This is a genomic window from Oceanimonas marisflavi (genome assembly GCF_003049725.1).
GTDB classification, from domain to species: domain Bacteria; phylum Pseudomonadota; class Gammaproteobacteria; order Enterobacterales; family Aeromonadaceae; genus Oceanimonas; species Oceanimonas marisflavi.
Map to the genome: position 1 here is coordinate 53,460 of NZ_QAGM01000011.1, position 18,323 is coordinate 71,782.

Genomic DNA, 18,323 nt, shown 5'->3' on the forward strand with positions numbered 1-18,323 from the left:
CGGCATTCAGTTGCCGGCCCTGTCTTCCGGGGGTGCCACACACACCCGGTTGCGGCCCTGCTCCTTGGCCGAATACAGTGCCTTGTCGGCCCGGCCAACCAAATCTTCAACCCTGTCTTCCTGATCCGGCACAGTGGCTGCCACTCCCAGACTGAGGGTCACAATGCCATGCTCGGACTGGCCATGCTCAATGTTGAGTTCCCGCACGGCTTTCAGTAATCGTCTGGCGACATGACGGGCCTGCCACAGCTCCAGCTCCGGCAGCAAGACGATAAATTCCTCGCCACCATAGCGCGCCACCATGTCCCCCTGGCGGTGCAGCTGACCGGCCAGCACCCGGGCGATTCGGTGCAGACATTCATCCCCCAGCTGATGGCCGTATTCGTCATTGAAGCGTTTGAAGTAGTCAATGTCAGCCATAACAAGGCCGAGGGAGCGCTGCTCACGCTGGGCCCGGCGCCATTCGGCTTCCAGGTGCCGGTCAAAGCAGCGCCGGTTGGCGATCTGGGTCAGTTCATCAACCTCGCTCAGGCGCTGCAGTGACTGATTCATCGCCTGCAGATGCAGGTTGGCCTGCTCGAGCTGCTGCTCCGCCGAAGCCCGGGCGTTGACAAACACCTCGAAGGTCGCGCCCATGCGGCTGATTTCATCGTCGCCACCGGTAGGAATGGGCACCGGACAGCCCTTGCCATGAGACTGCATGGCCTGGCTCAGGTGATTGATACGCTGAATAATGGCCCGGCGAATATAGAAAGTGGCCACCAGGGTGATCAGAAACAACATCAGTGACGCCGCCAGCAGCCCGGCCAGGGAGCGCTGCATCAACGTCTGCTGCTCATGCAGCGCCTGCTCCGCTTCGGCCTTCAGTCGCTGATGATAGTTAAAAACGGCGCTGGTCAGCTTTTGCGCCAGCACCCGGGTCTGCCGGGCCGTGGCCAGGGTGGCGCGGGCGTGACGCAGCAATGGCAACCTGCTGTTGAACACCCTGGGCAACTGCTGCTCAAGCCGGTCTCGCAGCGCAATAAACGACGGCCGGGTCAGCTCAATCTTCGCCAGTTCGCGCAAACGCTGCCGGCTGTAGCGCTCAAGCTGATCAATGTGCCCCGGCCGCTCGGCACTGAGTACGGCCGCGGCATAGCCCAGTGCAGCCAGCGCCGGCCCGAAAAAGCGCTGCTCCGGCAGCGGCAGGGTGCCGTTACCGGCCTCCAGATCGGAAACCTGACTGAGCAGCACAAACAAGTCGTCCATCTGCTGAAGCTGCTCTCCCTGCAGCGCCTGCTCGGCACGCAGCCGTTCATTGAGCCGCTCCAGACTGCCGAAAAAGGGGGTCTGCCAGCGATCCAGTATCATGGTATCGGCCTGGCTGACATCTGTACCCTGTTGCTCCAGGCGATTGCGCGTAGCCTGATAAAGGCTGGTCAGGTTTTCCACCCGGCGATTGCCGGCACTGACCGAGCGATCGTTGCCCACCAGCAGCTCGTAGACTTCGGCGGCGATGGTCTCGGCGTCCCGGGTCAGCTCGGCGGCGATCATGGCACGCTCAAAATGACCGCCCACCGCGCCGGCCAGGCCGGCATACTGGCTGAACATGACATACACAAACAACGAAGCAGACAGCAGGTAAAAACCAAACACCAGCATGATGATCAGAGTCAGTCTGCGTCCCAGACTGCCCTGTGCCCTGGCTCCCTGTCTCCTGCTCACAGGCGCCACACTCACCGAAACAGCGGCCCGTAGAGCAAGCCGCCCCGGGACCAGGGCTGGTTCAGCCCCGCCGGCACATTGACCGGCGTGCCCGGGCCAAAGTGCCGCTGGTAGATTTCACTGTAGTTACCCACACTGCGAATGGCCTGATAGGCCCAGTTGGCGGGTAACCCCAGCCGCTCCCCCAGATCGCCTTTCACCCCCAGCAGGTTGCGTACTTCCTCGTCTTTGCTCTGACGGGCCGCCCGCTCAACGCCGCCTTGGGTTATGCCTTTTTCATCGGCCAGGATCAGAGCGTGGATCACGGCCCGGATCACCCGCTGCCACCGGGCATCGTCATTGCGTACCATGGGTCCGATGGGCTCACGGGAAAGCAGCCCGGGCAACACCAGGTAGTGTTCGGGATTGTCGGCCCGGTGTGCCCGGCTGACGGCCAGGTTGATACGGTCATCCGTGTAGGCATCACAATGCCCCCGGAAAAAGCTGTCGCCGTTGGAAAACAGGACCCGGGCATGGATTTGATCCCGCTCCAGCAGGGTCAGCAAATTATGATGGGACGTGGTATTTTCCGCCACACAGACGGTTTTTCCGTCAAGATCGGCCAGGGTTTTAATGCCCGCTCCCTTGCGTACCATCAGCCCCTGGCCGTCGAACAGGTAAATGGCGGGAAACGCCACCTGGTATCTGTCTTCCCGCCCCATGCTCCAGGTGGAGTTGTACATCACCACATCGCTGCGTTTTTGCTGCAGGGTGGTAAAACGGCTGCTGGCGTCCACTTCCACAAACTGTACCCGGCCGGGATCGCCAAACAGGGCGGCGGCAGTGGCGCGGCAGAAGTCCACGTAAAATCCGTGCCAGACACCGTTTTCATCAATGGCGCTGCGTCCGGGGTCATCCGGAAACACACCGCAACGAATGTCACCGTGACGCATCACCTCCGCCAGTGTGCCAGCCTGAGCTGGCATGACCATCAGCCATATCAGCCACGCTGCCACCAGCCCGGCCTTGCCCATTATTCGAATAGCCATGACCACAACCTGCTATTGCTTCCATTATCCTGTTCAGCATGAGCCATTATTGAGAGAATGGCATAAAGCAACTACCATACCAATCCGATTACCGGTATGCCTCCAAAGGCAAGCTGATGAACATATCACCGTCTTTCTTTCAGGCAGCCCGCTTATACAGAGCAACGCAGCCAGCCATCAGCGGCTATTCTGACACTATGTGTTACCGTCAGGAGGCCTGCCATGCTCATCATTCTTACCGTCCAGCTGGTAGCCGGCATGTATGCCCACCACGACTGGGGATGCGAGCTGGAAATCGACGATCAGTCTTCGCTGCATGATCTGCACGACGCCATTCAGCAGGCGGTGCGCTTTGACAACGATCACCTGTATTCCTTTTTTATTTCCCGCAAGGAGCAGGGTACCGAGCGCCAGCTGTTCGACGGTGAAGAGTTTTCTCACGATGCCGCCATTGCCGAGCTCTTTCCCCTGCCGAAAGGAAAAAAGCTGTTCTACTGGTTTGACTTTGGTGACGACTGGATTTTTCAGGTGTCCCGCTCCCGTAAAAAACCGAAAACCGGCTCGCCGGAACGGCAGTATCCACGCATGACCGGCGAAACCGGCGTACGTCCGGTGCAGTATGAAGGCTATGATCCCCATGCCGAGCCGGAGTGGTGAACCATGTTCCGGCTTCTCGCTGCCCTGTTGCTGCTGAGCCTGCCGCTGACAGCGCAGGAATACAGGGTGCAGACCCTGGCCAGGGGGCTTCATCATCCCTGGGGCATGGCCGAACTGCCCGATGGCAGCCTGCTGATAAGCGAGCGCAGAGGCCGGCTGCTGCGCCTGACACCGGACGGAGAGCGCCGCCAGGTATCCGGCTTGCCGCCCATTGCCGCCAGCGGCCAGGGCGGCCTGCTCGATCTGGCATTACACCCCGGCTTTGAGCACAGTCGCCTGCTGTATTTCAGCTTCAGTCAGCCCGGAACGGGGGGCGCCGGCACCGCCGTGGCCCGGGCCAGACTGGCCGGTGATCGGCTGGAGCAATTACAGATACTATTTGAGCAGGTGCCCAAAACTCACGGCCGGGCCCATTTCGGCTCGCGGCTTGCGTTTGATCCCGATGGTTATCTTTTTATTACCACAGGCGATCGTTATCACAGCCGCCATCAGGCACAAAAACTCGACAATCATCTCGGCAAGATACTGCGCCTGCACGACAACGGCCGGGTGCCCGCCGACAACCCTTTTGTTAACACACCCGGCGCCCGGCCCGAAATCTGGAGTCTGGGCCACCGCAATGTGCAGGGGGCCGCGATTCATCCGGGCACCGGCGAGCTGTGGGCCCACGAACACGGTCCTCAGGGTGGTGACGAAGTCAACCACATCAAAAAAGGCGCCAACTACGGCTGGCCGGTGGTGACCTTTGGTGAAGAATACGGCGGCGGCACCATTGGCGAGGGCACCAGCAAGGCCGGCATGGCGGATCCGCTCTGGGTGTGGGTGCCCTCCATCGCTCCCTCGGGCATGCTGTTTTACAGCGGTAATGCCTTTCCCGAATGGCAGGGAAACCTGTTTATCGGCGCCCTGGCCGGACGAAAACTGGTGCGGCTGGAACTGGACGGAACCCGGGTGACGGGTGAGCATCATTTGCTGCGTGATCTGAATATGCGTATTCGCACCCTGCATCAGGCCGCCGACGGTGGTATTTACGTGCTGACCGATGCAGACGACGGCCGGTTGCTGAAGCTGATGCCGGCTTCAGCCAAGGGCTGATTTTGCCGCTGAAATGGGGTAACCTGTAACAACTGTACTTTATTTAAGTTACTTTTGTGAACAATAAGGAAGGCAATATGAGCGACAAGATCTGGAACGTCTACCTCTCCGGCGAGATCCACACCGACTGGCGCGAGCAAATCATCAATGGCTGCGAAGCCAAGGGCCTGAAAGTGCGCTTCAGCTCCGCCGTGACCGATCACGACGCCAGCGACATGGTCGGCGTGAACATTCTGGGCAGCGAGGAAGACAACTTCTGGCGTGATCGCAAGGCCTCCGGCATCAACAGCATTCGTACCTCCACCCATATCAAGGAAGCGGATCTGGTAGTGGTGCGTTTCGGCCCCAAATACAAGCAGTGGAACGCCGCTTTTGACGCCGGCTTTGCCGTGGCGTCCGGTGTGCCCATTATCACCCTGCACGATGCCGAAAACGACCACCCGCTGAAGGAAGTGGACGAGGCTGCCAAGGCGACCTGCCGCCACCCCGAGCAGGTGGTAGAGATCCTGGCCTACCTGATGTCCTGATAGACAGCAGTGAAAATCTTCAAACGGAGCCTTAATGGCTCCGTTTTTACTTCCATGTGCCGGTTTCTGTCGGCCGGTGGCCACCTGTGGCTTTGTGACACCCGGTTCTGCTTTACACTGTGGACGAATGTTACTGAACAGGTTTGGCTTTCATGAATGCCCGTTTCCTTGCCCTGCTGCTTCTGGCCACGCCGTTAATGGCCGCCGAACCAGTCTGGGTGGATGTACGCAGTCCCGAGGAGTATCAGCAGGACCACCTGCCGGGCGCCGTGCTCATTCCCCATACTCATATCGCCCGGGGCGTGACCGAGCGCTTTCCCAACCGCAGCACGCCCATCAACCTCTACGGCGAAGACGGTCACCGCTCGCGCATGGCCATGGAAGCCCTGCAGGCACTGGGCTACAGCCGGGTGGAAGACTTTGGCAGCCTGAACAATATTCGTGGCGAAGAGCCTGCACCGGCACTACTGCCACAAGCTGCGGGACACGTTCTGCCTGCGGAGTAAGCCGTTATCACGACGGCTCATGCTCACGCATACCTACTTTCAGAATGCGATCGCCGTCGACATCCGCGACCGTCCAGATCATGCCGTAACGTATAAAGTGATCCCCCACCACAGGATGACCGCTGCTGCCGGCCAGCATAAAGTCCCCCAGGGTCAGATCCTGCTCGTCGAAAGGCACATCCACACCATACATCAGCGCCACATCCCCCATGCGCGCACTGGCATCAAGAATAAAGTCGCCAAAGAAAGCCCGGGCTTTTTCACGGGCCACCTCAATATCACCACCAAACATATTGTTCAGGGTCTTGAGGTGAGTGCTGCGGCCAATGACGCAGAGCACATCATTGATGGCCAGCCGGGTGCTGCCCGACGCAGGCAGCAGGTTTTCGCCCCGGAATACCGCCGCCACCCGGCAATGGGGGGGGAAAGTCAGCTGCCGCACCACCACACCGTCGAGGGACTGACTTTCCACCTGATAGAGAAACATTTCAAAATCGTCTTCCTTGAAAATACCCAGCATGGAGCGACGCCGGGGCGCCGGCTCCGGCGGCACTTCCACTTCCAGCCAGCGGGCGACCGGTGGCAGCGTGGAGCCCTGCACCAGCAGGGAAATCAGCACCACAAAGAAGGCCACGTTAAACAGCATGCTCCCTTCCTCAATGCCGGCCATCAGCGGGAAAATCGCCAGCACAATGGGCACGGCGCCCCGCAGCCCCACCCAGGAGATAAAGCCCAGTTCCCGGGCATTAAAACGGAAAAACGGCAGCAGTGAAGCCAGCACCGCCAGCGGCCGGGCAATAAAGATCATGGCCAGGGCAATCAGGCTGGCGGGCAGCACCAGCGCCCACATGTCGGCGGGCGAAATGAGCAGCCCCAGCACCAGAAACAGGCCAATCTGGCTGAGCCAGGCCAGACCGTCGAACACCGGCAAAATCGCCTCCAGATTGCGCAGCCGGGAGTTGCCCAGCACCAGTCCGGCCAGGTATACCGCCAGAAAACCACTGCCTTCCAGCACGGCGGTCAGGGCAAACAGGGTCAGGCCAAAACCGGCCACCAGCAGTGGATATAATCCCGAAGCCAGGTGCACCCGCCGAATCAGCTGTACCAGCAGCCAGCCGCCCGCCAGGCCGGCCAGGGCCCCCACGCCAAACTGACTCAGCAGAAACAGCAGGGCGTCGCCCATGCTGTTCATTTCACCGGTGATCAGCGCAATCAGGGTCAGGGTCAGAAAGATGGCCATGGGATCGTTGGTGCCCGATTCAATCTCAAGCGACGCGCCCACCCGCTGGTTCAGCTGCATGCCCCTGCCCCCGAGCAGGGAAAATACCGCCGCCGCATCGGTAGAGCCCACAATGGCCCCCAGCAGCAGCCCCTGCAGCCAGCCCAGATCGAGAATATACACCGCCAGCAGACCGGTAATGCCGCTGGTGATCACCACTCCCAGGGTCGCCAGGCTGAGCGCCGGTTTGAGCCCCACCCGAAAGGTATCCATGCGGGTGCGCATGCCACCATCGAGCAAAATAATGGCCAGGGCCAGGTTGCCCACGGTATAGGCCAGGGAATAACTCTCGAACTGAATGCCACCGGGCCCGCTTTCACCGGCGAGCATGCCAATTAACAGAAAAATCAGCAGAATGGGAATGCCTGAACGCGCCGACACCAGGGTGGCCAGCACGCTCAGGCACAACAACACGCCGGTCAGCAAAAACAGATGTTCGATATTATCCAATATTGTTATTCCAGTGCGTTTTTAGATGCGAGTGTTATATCACAATCGAGTAGAAACCCCGGAAGTGAATTTTTAATGGCTATTTTGAAATATAAATTCAACCAGGATTTTTCCACTCGTTCAGCACCCGCTGATAACAGGCCAGATCGGCGTCACTGAACAGCACAAACCGGACTCGCTTCAGACTGCTGCAAGCCGGCAGCGTTGTTAAGACGGTATTGATCGCCACCTGCGCCGCCGGCTCGACAGGATAGCCAAAGATGCCGGTGGAAATGGCCGGAAAAGCCACCGACAAAAGCCCGTGTTGCTCGCACAATGTCATGGCCTCGCGATAACAGGACGCCAGCAGAATATCGGCGGGCTCATCCACCCCGTAGACCGGCCCCAGGCAGTGGATCACATGGGCATTAGGCAAGCGGTGCCCTCCGGTGATCACCGCCTGCCCCGGCCGTATGGGCGCCAGCGGCCGGCATTCCTGCGCCAGCCCGGGACCGGCGGCCCGGTGAATGGCCCCGCACACCCCGCCCCCGGGCAACAATGCGCCGTTGGCGGCATTGACGATGGCGTCCATGTCGGGCTGCTGGGTAATGTCGCCCTGGACACATTCGATGCATACATTGTCTTGCCATCGTTTCATGAGCTTGCCTCCTCGCCGTTAAAGTTCCAATCGAAACCCAAACCCTGCAATTTAACAACGGCCCCGACCACCACCGTCATCAAAGTGTCACTCCAGTGTCACACTGTAATAAAACCGTCATATTGGGGCGGCATAGTGCGCGCATCATGACGATGAGGATGTACCATGAGCACTGACACTTCCGCCCTGCCCGCTTCCGCCGCCCCCGGTCAAAGCCTGCCCCGCTGGGCGTCCTGGCTGCTGGTGGCCACCCTGGTTTATCTGCTGCTGGCTGCTGTGGGCGCCATTGGCAGTGGCTTTAAGGCCGCCGCCGGCGACGATGCCAAGGCCCTGTTTGAATTTGCTTCCAATCCGCTGATTGCGCTGATTATCGGTGTGGTAGCCACGGCGCTGATCCAGAGCTCCAGCACCGTCACCTCTATTATCGTCGGCATGGTGGCCGGCGGCCTGCCGGTGGCCATTGCCATTCCCATGGTGATGGGTGCCAATATCGGCACCTCCCTGACCAGCACTCTGGTGAGTCTGGGCCATGTGCGCAACGGCGAGGAATTTCGCCGCGCCTTTTCTGCCGCCACCGTGCACGACAGCTTTAACCTGCTGGCGGTGGCCATTGTGCTGCCCCTGGAACTGCTGTTCCAGCCCCTGGCCACCGTATCGGGCTGGCTGTCGGCGCTGCTGGTGAGTGATGCCAGCATGAGCATAAAAGACATGAACTTTATGAAGGCCATGCTGGCGCCCGCCACCGGCATGATGAAGGAAAGCGTGGCCTGGCTGCCCGGCATCTGGTCCGGCGTGGCGCTCATTCTGCTGGGTATCGGTCTGATCCTGATGGTAGTGACCCAGATCGGCAAGGTGCTGCGCACCCTGATGGAAGGCCGGGCCATGGGCATTCTGCGTACCGCCGTGGGTCGCGGCCCGGTATCCGGCATGGCCTCGGGCACCCTGGTCACCGTGCTGGTGCAGTCTTCCTCCACCACCACTTCGCTGATTGTGCCCCTGGCCGGCTCCGGCATGTTCAGCCTGAAGCAGGTGTATCCCTTTATTCTGGGCAGCAATATCGGTACCACCATTACCGCTCTGCTGGCCGCCACCGCCATTACCGGCGCCTCGGCCATGGTAGCCCTGCAAATCGCTCTGGTGCACCTGCTGTTCAACATCATGGCCATCGCGCTGATTTACGTGCTGCCGGTGCTGCGCGCCCTGCCCATGTACATGGCCGAAGGTCTGGCCGGGCTGGCCCAGCGCAACAAGGGCTATGTGGCAGCCTATATCGTCGGCGTCTTCTTCGCCCTGCCTCTGGGCCTGGTGGGCCTCAGCCAGTGGCTGTAAGCTGACCACCCGAGTGGAGTTATCAAAAGCAGGCCGCTAAAATGGCGCCTGCTTTTTTTCTTGCCGGACAACGCCATGGACACCACCGCCCTGCCTGCCTTTCAGGCTCACCTGCACACCGCCCTGGAACACCTGCCCGCCGAGGCCCGCCGGCTGTTTCACGGCCGGGGCCGGCGCTGGCCCGGGCTGGAGCAGCTGACTGCCGACTGGCTCGATGGCCAGTTGCTGGTCAGCCTGTTCCGGGAGCCGGCACCTGAGTTTCTGAGCACCCTGGTCAGCCTGCTGAAGGAGCTTGCCACCACTCAGGCCTGGCAACAGAGCGGGGCCAGGGCGCTACTGCTGCAGCACCGCGGCCGCGAGGGCGCACCGCTGGAGGTGATCTGGGGGGAGCTTGAGCCCAGCCCTGTGGTGCGCGAGCACGGGCTGAACTACCAGCTGACCCTGGGCCGCAACCAGAATCACGGCCTGTTTCTGGATATGCGCCTGGGCCGGCAGTGGGTGCGACAGCAGTCACAGGGCAAACGGGTGCTAAACCTGTTCGCCTACACCTGCGGCTTTTCCGTGGCCGCCATCGCCGGCGGTGCCGAGCGAGTGGTGAATCTGGATATGGCCAAATCGTCACTCTCCCGGGGCCGGGACAACCACCGGCTGAATCATCACGATCTGAGCCGGGTCGGCTTTCTCGGCCACGAACTGTTCAAGTCCTGGGGCAAGGTGCGCAAACTGGGGCCTTACGAGCTCATCATTATCGACCCGCCGTCGTTCCAGAAGGGCAGCTTTGCCCTTACCAAAGACTACGCAAAGATCCTGCGCCGGCTGCCGGAGCTGCTAACCGAACAGGGCACCGTGCTGGCCTGCGTCAACGATCCCGATATTGATTCCCGCTTTCTGATCGACGGCATGAAAGAGCAGGCACCACAGCTGCGCTTTGTACAGCGCCTCGACAACCCGCCCGAGTTTGCCGACATTGATCCCGAGGCGGGGCTCAAGGCGCTGGTGTTTGCTCAGGGTTAAGGTCCGGATCCCCTTCACGGGCGTATTTCTGCGCCAGCACGGCGCACACCATCAGCTGGATCTGATGAAACAGCATCAGCGGCAGCAACGCCGGCCCCAGCATGGCGCCGGCAAACAACACCTTGGCCATGGGCACGCCCGTGGCCATGCTCTTTTTGGAGCCGCCAAAAATAATGGTGATGCGATCTGCCCGGTTAAAGCCCAGGCGCCGGCCGAGCATCGCGGTCAGACACAGCACCAGCGTCAGCAAGGCGCAGCACACCAGCGCCAGCATCGCCAGCCGGGTCATGGATACCGTGTGCCACAACCCTTCCACCACGGAGGCACTCAGCGCCGTGTAGACCACCAGCAAAATGGAGCCCTGATCGATTTTGCTCAGCCAGGCCCGGTTGCGATCCACAAAGCCGCCAATGACAGGGCGCAACAGATGGCCGGTGGCAAAAGGCAGCAGCAGCTGGGCGCTGATGGACAGAATGGAGTCGATCGGTGATACCGCCTCACCGGCCTGCATGTTCAGCAATGCCGCCACCAGCAGGGGGGTGAGCAGGATGCCCAGAATGCTGGATGCCGAGGCACTGCACACCGCCGCCGGCACATTGCCGCCCGCCAGCGAAGTAAAGGCGATGGCCGACTGCACCGTGCCCGGCAGCACACACAAAAACAGCACGCCCATATAGAGCTGCTCTCCCAGCAGCGGCAGCAGCAGCGGCTTTAACAACACGCCAATCAGCGGAAACAGCACAAAGGTACAGCCGAATACCAGCAGGTGCAGCCGCCAGTGAGTGGCACCGGCCACAATGGCCTGACGGGACAGCTTGGCGCCGTGCATAAAAAACAGCAGGGCAATGGCCGCCGTGGTCAGCCAGTCAAACAGCACGGCACCCTGCCCCTGGGCCGGCAACAGAGTGGCGGCGGCCACCACCGCCAGCAGGATCAGCGTAAAATTGTCGAACAGCAGACGTAACATTTTTAGCATGACAGTGTCCTGATTGTGACAAGTAGGGTCAGCATTATAATGAGCACATCACTATGACTTTATCGGCAAAAAGAGATGAAGTATCGACAAACGGACAAACAGCAGCATCTTCTGGACCAGCTGGCCCGGCTGCAGCTGCCCCGGCCGCTGCTGGGGCAGCGGTGGTCCTTGCCCAATCAAGCCATTCACACTCCCCATGCTCATCCCTGGATACAGCTGTCCTGGGCCGCCGAAGGGGTGATCACGGTGGACACCCCCCATGCCCGTTTTGTGGCCCCGCCCAGCCGGGCGGTATGGATACCCCCCGGCCTGAGTCACGGTGTGCACTGCACCGCCGGCACCCAAATCCGCAGCCTGTATATCACGCCCGATGCGGTGCCGGCACGGCCCTGCGAGGTGGTGGAAATCAGCCCGCTGCTGCGGGAGCTGATCCTGGCGTTCAGCCACTTTGAGGTGGAATACGATGAGAGCGGTGCCGAAGGCCGGCTGGTGGCGGTATTGCTGGACCGGCTGACGGAGGCACCGGGCTGCGCCCTGATGCTGCCCTGGCCCGACGACAAGCCCCTGGCCGGCATCTGCCGGTATCTGGCCGCTCACCCCGACTGCCGCCGGCCCATGGGTTATTTCAGCCGGCAACTGGGCGTGAGCGACAAGACCCTGGGCCGGTATTTCATGCGCCACACCGGCATGGGCTTTCGCCAGTGGCGTCAGCGCGCCCGCCTGCTCGCCGCCCTGCCCCTGCTGGAGCACAACCTGCGCATTACCGATGTGGCGCTGGAATGCGGCTACGACAGCCTGTCGGCCTTTATCGCCGCCTTTGGCGAACTGATGGGCTGCACACCGGGCGAATATATGCGCAGAAAGTATGAAAGCTCGTGACTTCTGCTTCACCACAAAGCGAAGCAGCAGTGCGGTTGCACTCCGCCGACACGCTTCAAGCCCATCCCTGGGACGCTCGGCACATGCCATCCATGGCATGTGACGGTCGGCTCCGGCAAGCCCCACTGCCGCTTCGTGAAACGCCGGCGCTACCTGCCACTGAGTTTTTCTATTCCCCGGTCCCTATTCCCCAATCCCCTTTTTTGCCCCTAATCCCTCGCTTTTAACGGCAGGGCCGTGGTGTACTTGATTTGCTCCATGGCAAAGCTGGAGGTGATGTCGGACAGGCCTTCGGTGCTGTTGATAAGCTTTTTGTAAAAGCGATCAAAGGCCTTGATGTCGGCCACCACCACCCGCAGCATGTAATCCCATTCCCCGGACATGCGGTAAAACTCCACCACCTCGTCAAAGGCAGTCACCGTTTCGGCAAAGCGCGCCAGCCAGCGGCTGTCGTGGTGCTGGGTTTTTATCTGCACAAATACCGACAGTCCCAGCCCCAGCCGCTCGGCATCGAGCAGCGCCACCCGGCCACGAATGTAACCGGCCTCTTCCAGCCGCTTCACCCGCTTCCAGCAGGGGGTGGTGGACAGGTTCACCGCCTCCGCCAGATCCTTCAGCGCCAGGGTGGCGTCCTGCTGCAACAGAGCCAGTATTTGGCGATCGAAATTATCCATTCGCTTAAACGCTCATTGAGAGAAAAATTTTCTCAAAATTATCCACCATACCGGGAACAAGAGAAAACTTTTTTCGTTGAGTGAGAATACAATTCCTGTTATTCCCCAGTTTTCACGGACGCCTTCTTATGAGCCAGTGGACCCGCACCGCCCTTAAAATTCTCTCCAGCGATCAGCTGCGCACTTCCGATACCCACCTTTACCGGCTGGATATTCCCGCCCTTGACGGCATTGATATCTACCTCAAGGACGAAAGCACCCACCCCACCGGCAGCCTCAAGCACCGGCTGGCCCGCTCGCTGTTTCTGCACGCCATCTGCAGCGGCAAGGTGCGGGAAGGCACCCATGTGGTGGAAGCCTCATCAGGCAGCACGGCGGTGTCGGAAGCCTATTTCGCCAAGCTGCTGGGACTGCCCTTTACCGCCGTGATGCCCGCCTCAACCACCCGCAGCAAAATCGCTCAGGTGGAGCGCCTGGGTGGCCGTTGTCACTTTGTGGAGCATGCCAGCGAGGTCTATGCCGCCGCCGAGCAGCTGGCCCATGACACCGGCGGCCACTACATGGATCAGTTCACCTATGCCGAGCGGGCCACCGACTGGCGTGGTAACAACAACATTGCCGAAAGCATCTTCCGCCAGCTGGCGGAAGAGCCGCACCCGGAGCCAGACGCCATTGTAATGAGCGCCGGCACCGGCGGCACCTCGGCCACCCTGGGCCGTTACATTCGCTATGCCGGCCTGAACACTCGGCTGGTGGTGGTGGATCCGGAAAACTCGGTGTTTTTTGACAGCTTTCAGCAGCAGGATGCCAGTCTTACCAGCCGGGCCTGCGGCCGCATTGAAGGCATTGGCCGCCCCCGGGTGGAGGCCTCGTTTCTGCCCGAGGTGATCGACCGCATGATCAAGGTGCCCGATGCCGCCAGCATCGCCACCATTCACTGGCTGGAGCGCATGCTGGGACGCAAGGCCGGCGGCTCTACCGGCACCAACCTGTGGGGCGTACTGCAACTGGCGCAGGAAATGCAAAAAGCCGGCAAAACCGGCTCCCTGGTCACCCTGATGTGCGACGGCGGCGAGCGCTACCTCGACACCTACTACAACCCGGAATGGGTCGCCGAACATATCGGCGATATTCGGCCCTGGAGCGAACAGCTGGCCCTGTTGGGCTAGCCTGAGCTGTAAGCTATCAGCTTTAAGCTGTAAGAAAAACCAAAAGAATACCGCCAAAAGACATGAAATCTTCATGAACTATGGCGGTATTTTTATAAACGGTCTTGCTTACAAGCACCACACCGCACTCTCCATTTTTCACCACTTATAGCTGACAGCTTATAGCTTACAGCTGCTTTCCGGCTTACAGCTCCCTCGAAGAGGGGTTCAAGACCAGCATGCAGGGAGTGAGCAGCAGGGTCAGCAGAGTGGCAAAGGCCAGGCCACCGGCAATGGCGCTGGACAGCTGGGTCCACCACTGGGTGGACGGCGCGCCCAGCCCCAGAGACGGCGCCAGCAAGTCCACATTCACCCCCAGCACCATGGGCATCAGCCCCAGTACGGTAGTAATGGCGGTGAGCAATACCGGACGCAGACGCAGGCAGCCGGTTTCCAGCGCCGCCTCCACCGGGCTCATGCCATCGGCCCGCAGCTGGTTGAAGGTGTCGATCAGCACGATATTGTTGTTCACCACTATGCCCGCCAGGGCGATGATGCCCATGCCCACCATCACAATGCCGAACGACTGACCGTTCAGCAGCAGCCCCATCAGCACCCCGGCGGTGGAAAACACAATGGCCGACAGCACCAGGGCAGTCTGGTACAGGCTGTTGAACTGGGTCACCAGGATCAGCGTCATCAGCAATACGGCCACCATAAAGGCGGTGGTCAGAAACTGCGCAGCCTCCCGCTGATCCGCGTCTTCTCCGGCCACGGCCAGGGCCACACCTTCGGGCAGTACCACACCGCTTCGCTGCAGCGCCGTCAGCCGCTCGTCGAGGCGAAAGCCCTCGGCAATGTCGGCCTTGATGGTGACGGTGCGCTTGCCGTTTACCCGGTGCAGGGTGCCTACCTTGGGGGCCGGGGTCAGGGTCACAAACTGGCTGAGCGGCACCTGCCCCCGGTGGGTGTTCAGGGTCAGGCGGGAGAGCTGATCCACCGAGCGCCAGTGGCCGGGCAGCCGCACCCGAATATCCACCTCGTCGCTGGCGTCTTCCGGCCGGTAGCTGGCCAGGCGCAGGCCGTTGGTCACCAGCTGCACCGCATTGCCCACGCTGAGCACATCGGCCCCCATGCGGGCGGCGGCTTCCCGGTTCACTTCCAGCCGCCATTCAATGCCCGGCAGGCTGCGATCGTCTTCAATATCGGCAAAACCGCCCAGCTCGCTCATGGCGGTGCGCAACCTATCGGTGGCCTCACTCAGGGTCGCGTCGTCGCTGCCCGACAGCCGGATTTCCACCGGCTTGCCACCTCCCGGTCCCATTTGTTGCTCTCGAAATTCCAGTACCACCCCGGGAATATCGGCGGTACGCGCCAGCATGGTTTCCCGAATGGCGTTGGCCGGGCGGCGCAAATACCAGTCAATAAACTGAAACTGCAGCACGCCAATCACATCGCTGCCGCGCTGGTTGTCGGCCATGGCAAAGCTGCGGGCATAGAGCGCCTTCACCTCGGTGAGGCCGGTCAGCCGACTTTCCACTTCCCGCAGCAGCGCATCCTTCTCATAAACGGACAGATCCCCTCTGGCCCGAACCTGCAACTGAGCGCTGTCGGGCTCGATATCGGGAAAGAACTCCACCCCGTGGTTAAAGCGGGCATAACCGGCATAGATAAGCGCTATCAGCCCGAGGGTACCCAGCAGGGTCAGCCCGGGGCGGCGCAGCAGCCAGGCCAGCAGCCGGCGATAGTGGTTCAGTCCGGGCACCACCACAGGCGCTTTGGGCACGCCGCCGGCCCGGCCCAGGCCGCCCATGGTGGGCAAAAACACCAGCGCCATGGCCAGGGACGCCAGCAGACAGATAATCACGGTGGCGGGCAGATACTGCATAAACTGCCCCACTACCCCGGGCCAGAACAACAGCGGCAGGAACACCGCCAGGGTGGTCAAGGTGGAGGCGATCACCGGCCAGCTCATGCGGTGAGCGGCATTGATCCAGGCTTCCTTTGAGGGCTGACCTTCATGCAGATGGCGGTCGGCCAGCTCGCTCACCACGATGGCGCCGTCCACCAGCATGCCCGCCACCAGAATAAGGGCAAACAGCACGATAATGTTCATGGTAAAGCCAATGCCCCAAATGATCAGAATACCGGTGAGAAAGGCGCCGGGAATGGTGAGCCCCACCATCACCGCCGAGCGCACCCCCATGGTGGCGAGAATAAGAATAAGCACCAGCACCACGGCGGTGAGCACGTTATTGAGCAGGTCCGACAGCATGGTCTCAATCTGAATGGACTGATCCATGATGTAGTCGATGCTCACGCCCTCGGGCAGCAGGGGCTGAGCCTGCGCCAGCAGTGTCTTCACCTGCGCTATGGTCTCGATAATGTTGGCCCCGGCGCGCTTGCTCACCTCCAGCACCACACCGGGCTGGCCGTTAATGCGGGCAAAGCCGGCGGGATCCTTGAAGGTGCGCCGCAGGGTGGCCACATCCCCAAAGGTCACCACGGTATCGCCGCTGACCTTGATGGGCAGACTCAGGATGTCATCCAGATCTTCAATGACGCCGGGCACCTTGATGGCCAGCCGGCCGGCGCCGGTATCCAGGCTGCCGGCGGCCACCAGCCGGTTGTTGCGGGACACCAGATTAAACAGTTGCACATAGTCGATGCCGTAGCCGTCCAGCACCTGAGGGTCCACCAGGATCTCCAGCACGTCTTCCCGGTCACCGCCGATATCCACCTCCAGCACCTCGGCAATGCCTTCAATCTCGTCCTTCAGCCGGCGGGCAATCATCACCAGCTCGCCTTCAGACAGCGGCCCCGACAGGGCCACCGACAGCACCGGAAACAAGGCCACGTTGATCTCGTGCACCACCGGCTCATCCGCCTCCTGAGGCAGATCGCTGCGGGCCGAGTCCACCTTTTCACGCACCTCCTGCAATGCCTGCTTCGGGTCAAAGCCGGCATCGAACTCCAGCATCACGGCGGCATGGCCTTCACTGGCGGTGGAGGTCATTTTCTTGATGCCTTCCAGGGTGCGCAGCGCCTGCTCCATGGGCCGCACCAGCAGGCGCTCGCCGTCTTCCGGACTGATGCCTTCCAGCCCCATGGACACATACATGATGGGAATGGTCACATCGGGGTTGGCTTCCTTGGGGATCACCTGATAGGCCCCGACGCCTCCCAGCAGCAACAGCAAAAAGGCCAGCAGGGTGGCCCGGCTGCGGTACACGGCGGCGGCAATCAGGGCTCTCATTGCTCCGGCTCCTGCACCACCACCTTGTCACCGGGTTCGGCAAAGCCGGCCCCCCGGGTCACCACCCGGGCCTGCTCGGGCAAGCCGGCCACCCAGGCCTCATCGGGGGTAATGGCCAGCAGGGTCACCGGCAACAGCTGCAGACGCTCCTGCTCATCCACCACCGGCACGCCGGGCCGGCCCCGTTGATCCAGACTCAGCAGCGCCGGCGACAGCCGGTGGGCCGGACGGGGCGGCAGCCTGATCACCAGCTCGGCGCTGACCCCGGCCAGCCGCAGGCTCTGCGGATTGGCAAAGCGGCCTTCCACCGCAAAGCTGCGGGTAGCGGCATCGGCGGCGCTGGCCACAAAGGTCAGGCTGCCTTCAAGCTCGCGGCCGTCCAGCAGGGTGGCGGTCACCGGCAGTCCGGGCTGCAGCCCCGCCACCTTCTGCTGCGGTACGGCGGCGGCCAGTTTCAGGGCACTGGCGTCCACCAGGGTGAGCAGCTCGTCCCCGGCCCTGACATAGTCCCCCGGCTCCACATGGTGCGCATCCACGGTGCCGGCAAAGGGGGCCACCGGCCGGCTGTAATCCAGCGCCAGCCGGGCCTGGAGCAGCGCCGTCTCGGCCTGGGCGGCGGCAGACTGGCGCATCAGGTAATCGGTTTCCGCCAGCAGCCCCTTGCGCCTGAGCCGCTCGGCGGCGGTCAGCTCGGCCCGCCGCAATGCCAGCTCCGCATCGGCCCGGGCCAGCGCGGCCCGGCGATCATCCACACTGAGCCGAAGCAGCTCTTCGCCGGCGTTCACCGCCTCGCCCAGCCCGGACAATCGCTCCACCACCCCCTCGGTGCGGGCGCGCAGCACCAGCCGCTGCACCGCCTGCAACTGCCCCTGCAGCACCACCTGAGGCTGATAGAGCTCGGCGGTCAGGGTCTGCACCTGCAGCCGAAGCCCGGGGGCGGGCTCCGCGGTAGCAGGTTCGGGGGCCTCGCTCGCCGCCTGGTACAGGGTGCCCCGCCACAGCCAGAACGCCACCACCAGCAGCACCGCCACTCCCCATGCCCACCCGTTATGATTTTTTATGCGCGCGCGCCAACCCCGAGCCACCATCTGCCTTCCATACCATCAGAGCGATAACTCAGCATACCAAGTTGAGATCGACTCAAACAGCCCTGACACCACGGCA

General features: G+C 61.6%; 16 protein-coding genes. 8 read left to right on the forward strand and 8 right to left on the reverse strand.

Features of this window, described 5'->3' with window-relative positions; all coding sequences use genetic code 11:
• Nucleotides 1-6 precede the first annotated feature (6 nt).
• Both DA373_RS08780 and DA373_RS08785 read right to left on the reverse strand, forming a co-directional pair.
• Nucleotides 7-1,704 carry a GGDEF domain-containing protein gene (locus DA373_RS08780; protein ID WP_232821234.1) on the reverse strand — a complete coding sequence of 566 codons (1,698 nt, stop codon included), beginning with the start codon at nt 1,702-1,704 and terminating at the stop codon, nt 7-9.
• A gap of 11 nt (nt 1,705-1,715) precedes the next feature.
• A complete protein-coding gene (locus tag DA373_RS08785) occupies nt 1,716-2,732 on the reverse strand; it encodes an amino acid ABC transporter substrate-binding protein (protein ID WP_107851941.1) in 1,017 nt (338 codons plus the stop codon).
• A 222-nt stretch (nt 2,733-2,954) separates the two neighbouring features.
• Between DA373_RS08785 and DA373_RS08790 the strand changes: the two genes are divergently transcribed.
• The 4 genes from DA373_RS08790 to DA373_RS08805 all read left to right on the forward strand — a co-directional run bounded on the left by DA373_RS08790 (nt 2,955) and on the right by DA373_RS08805 (nt 5,517).
• A complete protein-coding gene (locus DA373_RS08790) occupies nt 2,955-3,389 on the forward strand; it encodes an IS1096 element passenger TnpR family protein (RefSeq protein WP_107851942.1) in 435 nt (144 codons plus the stop codon).
• Nucleotides 3,390-3,392: 3 nt separating this feature from the next.
• Nucleotides 3,393-4,484: a PQQ-dependent sugar dehydrogenase gene (locus tag DA373_RS08795; protein ID WP_107851943.1), complete on the forward strand. Its 1,092-nt coding sequence runs from the start codon at nt 3,393-3,395 to the stop codon at nt 4,482-4,484.
• A gap of 77 nt (nt 4,485-4,561) precedes the next feature.
• Nucleotides 4,562-5,011 (forward strand): YtoQ family protein, encoded by a 450-nt coding sequence (locus DA373_RS08800; RefSeq protein ID WP_107851944.1) that lies wholly within the window; start codon nt 4,562-4,564, stop codon nt 5,009-5,011.
• 152 nt (nt 5,012-5,163) lie between these two features.
• On the forward strand, nt 5,164-5,517 hold the full coding sequence (locus tag DA373_RS08805; RefSeq protein WP_107851945.1) for a rhodanese-like domain-containing protein: 354 nt from the start codon (nt 5,164-5,166) through the stop codon (nt 5,515-5,517).
• Between the two features lie 7 nt (nt 5,518-5,524).
• Here the strand turns inward: DA373_RS08805 and DA373_RS08810 are convergent, their stop codons facing one another.
• On the reverse strand, nt 5,525-7,246 hold the full coding sequence (locus tag DA373_RS08810) for a potassium/proton antiporter (RefSeq protein ID WP_107851946.1): 1,722 nt from the start codon (nt 7,244-7,246) through the stop codon (nt 5,525-5,527).
• Between the two features lie 97 nt (nt 7,247-7,343).
• Nucleotides 7,344-7,883, reverse strand: coding sequence for a macro domain-containing protein (locus tag DA373_RS08815; protein ID WP_107851947.1), 540 nt, complete (start codon nt 7,881-7,883; stop codon nt 7,344-7,346).
• Nucleotides 7,884-8,048: 165 nt separating this feature from the next.
• Here DA373_RS08815 and DA373_RS08820 point away from each other — a divergent pair, with 165 nt between their 5' ends.
• Together DA373_RS08820 and DA373_RS08825 are read left to right on the forward strand one after the other, a co-directional pair.
• A complete protein-coding gene (locus DA373_RS08820; RefSeq protein WP_107851948.1) occupies nt 8,049-9,212 on the forward strand; it encodes a Na/Pi symporter in 1,164 nt (387 codons plus the stop codon).
• 75 nt (nt 9,213-9,287) lie between these two features.
• Complete coding sequence (locus DA373_RS08825) at nt 9,288-10,226, forward strand: class I SAM-dependent methyltransferase (protein WP_107851949.1); 939 nt, start codon at nt 9,288-9,290, stop codon at nt 10,224-10,226.
• Here the strand turns inward: DA373_RS08825 and DA373_RS08830 are convergent.
• A complete protein-coding gene (locus tag DA373_RS08830; protein WP_198650280.1) occupies nt 10,198-11,184 on the reverse strand; it encodes a bile acid:sodium symporter family protein in 987 nt (328 codons plus the stop codon). The genes DA373_RS08825 and DA373_RS08830 overlap by 29 nt on opposite strands.
• A 93-nt stretch (nt 11,185-11,277) precedes the next feature.
• Here DA373_RS08830 and DA373_RS08835 point away from each other — a divergent pair, with 93 nt between their 5' ends.
• Nucleotides 11,278-12,081: an AraC family transcriptional regulator gene (locus DA373_RS08835; protein WP_107851951.1), complete on the forward strand. Its 804-nt coding sequence runs from the start codon at nt 11,278-11,280 to the stop codon at nt 12,079-12,081.
• Nucleotides 12,082-12,290: 209 nt separating this feature from the next.
• Here the strand turns inward: DA373_RS08835 and DA373_RS08840 are convergent, their stop codons facing one another.
• A complete protein-coding gene (locus tag DA373_RS08840; protein ID WP_107851952.1) occupies nt 12,291-12,755 on the reverse strand; it encodes an Lrp/AsnC family transcriptional regulator in 465 nt (154 codons plus the stop codon).
• A gap of 128 nt (nt 12,756-12,883) precedes the next feature.
• On the opposite strand from DA373_RS08840, the gene DA373_RS08845 reads away from it, so the two are divergent.
• The gene (locus DA373_RS08845; protein ID WP_107851953.1) at nt 12,884-13,924 is read left to right on the forward strand and encodes a PLP-dependent cysteine synthase family protein; all 1,041 of its coding nucleotides are present in this window, start codon (nt 12,884-12,886) and stop codon (nt 13,922-13,924) included.
• A gap of 184 nt (nt 13,925-14,108) precedes the next feature.
• On the opposite strand, the gene DA373_RS08850 is transcribed toward DA373_RS08845, so the two are convergent.
• Nucleotides 14,109-17,159, reverse strand: coding sequence for an efflux RND transporter permease subunit (locus DA373_RS08850; protein WP_107851954.1), 3,051 nt, complete (start codon nt 17,157-17,159; stop codon nt 14,109-14,111).
• Nucleotides 17,156-18,190: an efflux RND transporter periplasmic adaptor subunit gene (locus tag DA373_RS08855; RefSeq protein WP_232821235.1), complete on the reverse strand. Its 1,035-nt coding sequence runs from the start codon at nt 18,188-18,190 to the stop codon at nt 17,156-17,158. Before DA373_RS08855 ends, DA373_RS08850 begins: the two co-directional genes overlap by 4 nt.
• Between the last annotated feature and the right edge of the window lie 133 nt (nt 18,191-18,323).